4 protein-coding genes are annotated in these 5,449 nt (G+C 72.2%); 1 reads left to right on the plus strand and 3 read right to left on the minus strand.

The features are described from left to right. The first annotated feature begins 184 nt into the window (after window positions 1-184). Window positions 185-1,804 (plus strand): hypothetical protein, encoded by a 1,620-nt coding sequence (locus ACFU7Y_RS39125; RefSeq protein WP_380771214.1) that lies wholly within the window; start codon window positions 185-187, stop codon window positions 1,802-1,804. 29 nt (window positions 1,805-1,833) lie between these two features. Here the strand turns inward: ACFU7Y_RS39125 and ACFU7Y_RS39130 are convergent, their stop codons facing one another. From ACFU7Y_RS39130 to ACFU7Y_RS39140, 3 genes are all read right to left on the minus strand, one after another. After that, window positions 1,834-3,102: an APC family permease gene (locus tag ACFU7Y_RS39130; RefSeq protein ID WP_380771215.1), complete on the minus strand. Its 1,269-nt coding sequence runs from the start codon at window positions 3,100-3,102 to the stop codon at window positions 1,834-1,836. 102 nt (window positions 3,103-3,204) lie between these two features. Then, window positions 3,205-3,648, minus strand: coding sequence for an SRPBCC family protein (locus ACFU7Y_RS39135; protein WP_380771216.1), 444 nt, complete (start codon window positions 3,646-3,648; stop codon window positions 3,205-3,207). Window positions 3,649-3,712: 64 nt separating this feature from the next. Then, complete coding sequence (locus ACFU7Y_RS39140; protein WP_380771217.1) at window positions 3,713-5,344, minus strand: AMP-binding protein; 1,632 nt, start codon at window positions 5,342-5,344, stop codon at window positions 3,713-3,715. Window positions 5,345-5,449: the final 105 nt, after the last annotated feature.

Below are 5,449 nucleotides of genomic sequence, written 5' to 3' on the forward strand. Positions count from 1 at the left end.
GGCTCAGGCCCGGCGGGTGAGTGCCTTGCCGAGGCTCTGAGCACAACCGTTGCCGCACAGGCCCTTGAGTACCGGGCCGTGCCCTGGAAGGCTGACCGCCTGTAGTGATCGCGGTCGACGGGTCCTGCATGAGAACGCCGACGGGAGGGAGGCCCCCATCAGCGGAGCTGCAGATGGCCGGAGCGTGCAGACGGCCGTGCTCGGTCATCCCGGATCGGACACTCCGATCATCCTCCCGCCCGACTACGACGACCTCGACCGGTTTCGTCGGGTGCACCGGAGCGACAGTTTTTGGTGCGGCGTGCTCCTGGGCGGCTGTGGCAAGCAGCTGAGCGGCAAGCGCTATCTGGACCGGGTGTGCCACTTCGCCCATTTCCCCGACCCGGACGGGATTCCCAACGTCTGCCAGCGCCGCCATGCGGGCGTCGGCAGTGCCGATCACCTCTTCGCCAAGCGGGACCTGACCGCCTGGCTCGACGCACAGGGTTTTCCCAACTCCGCGTCGCTCATCGGGAAGCCAGGCAGCAGGGACAGTGCGGTGGCGTTTTCCGGCAGTAGGAGAAGGCACCTGCTCAGGGTGCAGCTGGGAAGCCTCAGCGTGGACTCGTGGCGGTCGATGTCCGAGGAGCTCGAATCCGGCGCGGACCACGTCGACTGGCTGTTCGGGACCGCGGCGGCCGCTGCCGCGTACGAGGACATGGATCGGCGCGGATACGCCCTGCGGATCAAGTTCGAGACGGTGGGGACGGCCCGTGCGATACAGGTGGGCACACAGTTCTCCGGCACGGAGATCGGCTGGGCGGACCTCTCCCGCTGCCGGGTGACCAGGAGCGGGATATCCACCCCTTTCACCGCTCGGCCGTCGGCGAAGAAGGTCACCCCGGCCGCGATCAGCCCGGCCCCTCCGGTCGAGCCGAGCCCCGTACCGAGCCGGCAACAGGCATTGCCCGGGCCCGGGGCCGTCAGGGATCTCGAAGCGATAGCCGCCAAGGTCCGGCAAGCCCTGGTCGTAGCCGCCCGAGGTGGCTACACGCTCACGTGGGACCATCTCGCCAAGCGTGTCGGCATACCCGTCTCGTCCTTGTCGGAGCCCGATCGACGGCAGATCCTGGCCCTTGTGGACCGCACCGGCCCGGCTGGCGGTGCGGCGCCCTCCTCGGCCCTGGCCGAGGACAGGACGAAGAAGTACCAGGATTTGAAGACGAGGTTCCTGGAAGCAAGGAAATTCGGAGATGCCGCACTCGCGATCGAGGTCGCCCAGGCTCTCGAATCACTGCATCCGCAGCTACCGCACGACATCCGCAGGGCTCACGCAGCCGACATCGAGCGGATCCGGACCTGGGCCCGTGAACAACGCGCCCTTGCCGCTGAGGGCGAGCTGATGTCGCTGATGCACGAGCTCGGCCGGCAGCGCACTCGTGTCGGTGTGCTCGGACTCGCCGAAGCGTTGGAGCGGGCGGCAGCCCTGGAACGCGGACTGGTAGTGCCTCCACCGACGGTCGTCCAGGCCGTGCTGTCCTATTGGCGAGCCGCTCTCGCGGAGGCCCGTCGGACGGAGGTGTCAGGTTCGCGATCCGCGAGCGGCGCGGTGGATCCCGAGACCTACCTCACCGGCTCCGATCTGGGCGCCGTCATCGCCGAGCTGGGGCAGCGTCTCGCCAAGGCGCGGGTGACGGAGAACCGCGAGGACACCGAACGCGTATGCCGTGAAATCGACCTGTTCCTGGCGGTCCGTCCGCCGGGAGCCTCCGCCGGACTGCGGAAGATGCGTCGGCTGGCCGGGAGGTGGCTGACGGCACCGTAGGGCCGTGCCGGCCGTCCGCGTTCCCGGGCTCAGGCCCGGCGGGTGAGGACCTTGCGCGCGAAGTAGGCGGCGGCGCCGAGGGCGAGGACGGCGGCGCCCCAGAGGACGGAGGCGGTGGGGAGGGAGAAAGCGAGGACGAGGCAGCCGGCCGTGCCGAGGAACGGGACGGCGCGCGGGGGGCGGCCCTCGGCGGGGGTGAGGGTCCAGGCGGCGGCGTTGGCGACGGCGTAGTACGCGAGGACGCCGAAGGAGGAGAAGCCGATCGCGCCGCGGATGTCGCCGAGGGCCGCGGCGAGGGCGACCACCGCGCCGACGGCCAGCTCGGCGCGGTGCGGGACACCGAAGCGGGGGTGGACAGCAGCCAGTGGGTGCGGGAGGTGACGGTCGCGGGCCATCGCCAGGGTGGTGCGCGAGACGCCGAGGATCAGCGCGAGCAGCGAGCCGAGGGCGGCGGCCGCCGCACCGGCCCGCACCACCGGGGCCAGGCCCGGCACCCCGGCCGCCCGGACTGCATCGGCGAGCGGCGCGGCGCAGTGAGCGAGGCGTTCGGGGCCGAGCACGGCCAGGACGGCGAGGGCGACGGCGGCGTAGACGACCAGGGTGATGCCGAGGGCCAGCGGGATCGCCCGGGGAATGGTGCGCCGCGGGTCGCGGACCTCCTCACCGAGCGTGGCGATCCGGGCGTACCCGGCGAAGGCGAAGAACAGCAGACCGGCAGCCTGGAGCACACCGTGGAAGCCGGCGTCCGCACCGATGGTCCAGTGACCGGTGTCCGCCTCGCCGCTCGTCAGACAGGCGGTGGCCACGGCGGCGAGCACCGCCAGGACGACGGCCACGATCGCCCGGGTCAGCCAGGCGGCCTTCTGCACGCCGACGTAGTTGACGGCGGTCAGCGCCACCACGGCCGCGACCGCGACGGCGTGGGCCTGGGCGGGCCAGACGTAGGAGCCGACGGTGAGGGCCATCGCGGCGCAGGAGGCGGTCTTGCCGACCACGAAGCCCCAGCCGGCCAGGTACCCCCAGAACTCGCCGAGCCGCTCCCGGCCGTAGACGTAGGTGCCGCCGGACTGCGGGTAGCGGGCGGCCAGCCGGGCCGAGGAGGTCGCATTGCAGTACGCCACCGCGCCGGCCATCGCCAGCCCGACCAGCAGCCCGGAGCCGGCGGCCCCGGCCGCGGGCGCGAGCGCGGCGAAGACGCCCGCGCCGATCATCGAGCCCAGCCCGATCACCACGGCGTCGAACACCCCCAGGTGTCGCCGCAACTCCCCCGGCCCGGCCGCCGCCGGCGACGAACTCATGCGCTGTACCTCTCCCGATCCGGCTGTGGTGTCGGCGCACCCTACCCGAGCGGGGGAAACGGAAGGCGCAGGTTTGCGGGACGGCTGGACCTCGGACGGCGGTCACCCGGTCAGTCGGGCCTCCAGCGCTCGAAGGTCCTCGGCCAGGGCGGCACGGACCGGGAGGGCGAGCAGGGGCCAGGCGAGGCACTGGAGGCCGGCCGGGCAGCCGCGGACGCGGATGCGGGCGAAGGTGCCGGCCCGGGTGGGCTCGAAGGTGTAGGTGACGCGCATCGCCAGGGGCCCGGCAACGGGAACCATGTCGAGCACCGTCGGCGGGTGGTAGCCGGCCACGCGCAGCACGTACCTCGTCGGCCGGCCCAGGAAGTGCGCGCTCCGGGTGACCTCGGCGCCCACGCCGAACCCGCCGGTGTCGGCCTCCCGGGTGAGCGTGGCGGTGCGGATGGCCCGGGTCCACTCGGAGTCGTGGCGCCAGTCCATCGCGTAGGCGGCGACGGCGGCGGGCGGGAGGGGGATCAGGCGTTCCACTGTGACGTCGAGGGGCATGATCACACTCTCCCGCCGGGCGGGCCACCGCGCTCCCCGGACACACCCGGCCGGAGGGCCCCGGTCAGAGTCCCAGGATGCGCTGGGCCTCCGCCCGCATCTCGACCTTGCGGATCTTCCCGGTGACCGTCATCGGGAATTCCTCGACCACGTGCACGTAGCGCGGGATCTTGAAGTGGGCGAGCCGGCCGGTGCAGTACGCGCGGACGGTCTCGGCGGTGAGCCGCTCGGCGCCCTCCCGCATCCGGATCCAGGCCATCAGCTCCTCGCCGTACTTGGTGTCGGGGACACCGATCACCTGGACGTCGAGGATGTCCGGGTGGGTGTGGAGGAACTCCTCGATCTCGCGCGGGTAGAGGTTCTCGCCGCCGCGGATCACCATGTCCTTGATCCGGCCGGTGATGGCGAGGTAGCCCTCCTCGTCCATCACCGCGAGGTCCCCGGTGTGCATCCAGCGGGCGGCGTCGACGGCCTCGGCGGTGCGCTCGGGCTCGCCCCAGTAGCCGAGCATGACGGAGTAGCCGCGGGTGCACAGCTCGCCGGGTTCGCCGCGCGGGACGGTACGGCCGGTGGCCGGGTCGATCACCTTGACCTCCAGGTGCGGACCGACCCGGCCCACCGTGGTGACCCTCCGCTCGACCGGGTCGTCGACCCGGGTCTGGGTGGAGACCGGCGAGGTCTCGGTCATCCCGTAGCAGATGGAGACCTGCGTCATGCCCATCCGCCCGATGACCTCCTTCATCACCTCGCTCGGGCAGGGCGAGCCCGCCATGATGCCGGTGCGCAGGCTGCCGAGGTCGTAGCGGTCGAAGTCCGGGTCGGCCAGCTCGGCGATGAACATGGTCGGCACGCCGTACAGCGAGGTGCAGCGCTCGGCGGCGACGGCGGCCAGGGTGGCGCCGGGCTCGAAGGAGGGGGCCGGGATGACCATGCAGGCGCCGTGCGAGGTGGCCGCCAGGTTGCCCATCACCATGCCGAAGCAGTGGTAGAAGGGTACCGGGATGCAGATCCGGTCCTGCTCGGTGTAGGCGAGCAGCTCGCCCACGAAGTAGCCGTTGTTGAGGATGTTGTGGTGCGAGAGCGTCGCACCCTTGGGGAAGCCGGTCGTCCCGGAGGTGTACTGGATGTTGATCGGGTCATCGGGGGCCAACTCGCCCTGGCGCTCGGCGAGTCGGGTTCGGTCAGCCGTCCTCCCGGCGGCGAGCACGGCGTCCCAGGCGGGGCTGCCGAGCAGCAGGACGCGCTCCAACTCGGGGCAGCGGGGCCGGACTTCCTCGATCATCCCGGCGTAGTCCGAGGTCTTGAAGCGCTCGGCGGCGACCAGCAGCCGGATGCCGGCCTGGTTCAGCACGTACTCCAACTCGTGGTCACGGTAGGCCGGGTTGACGGTGACCAGGATCGCGCCGAGCTTGGCGGTGGCGTACTGGGCGAGTGTCCACTCGGCGCAGTTGGGGGCCCAGATGCCGACCCGGTCCCCCTTGGCGATCCCGAGTTCCAGCAGGCCGAGCGCCAGGGCGTCGACGTCGGCTCCGAGTTCGGCGTAGGTCCAGCGGCGGGCGGTGGCCCGGTCGACCAGGGCGTCGCGCTCGGGGTGGGCGCGCACCGCGCGGTCGAGGTTCTCCCCGATGGTGTCGCCGAGCAGCGGGACGTCCGAGGTGCCGGAGGCGTAGCTGCGTGGGGTCGGCGTGGTCGGCACGGGCTGGCTCCTGGGGACGGCGGTGCGGGACAGGGACCATGCTCGCGGCCCCGGCCCCGCGCCGCCACCCCCGAACGGGGGTACGGACACGGCGCTGGGGCCGCC

It is taken from the genome of Kitasatospora sp. NPDC057542 (assembly GCF_042801945.1).
GTDB lineage: Bacteria > Actinomycetota > Actinomycetes > Streptomycetales > Streptomycetaceae > Kitasatospora.

Excerpts from the sequence above, each read along its gene's own strand:
- ACFU7Y_RS39130 (WP_380771215.1), bottom strand. The coding sequence starts at position 3,102 with ATGAGTTCGTCGCCGGCGGCGGCCGGGCCGGGGGAGTTGCGGCGACAC.
- ACFU7Y_RS39135 (WP_380771216.1), bottom strand. The coding sequence starts at position 3,648 with ATGCCCCTCGACGTCACAGTGGAACGCCTGATCCCCCTCCCGCCCGCC.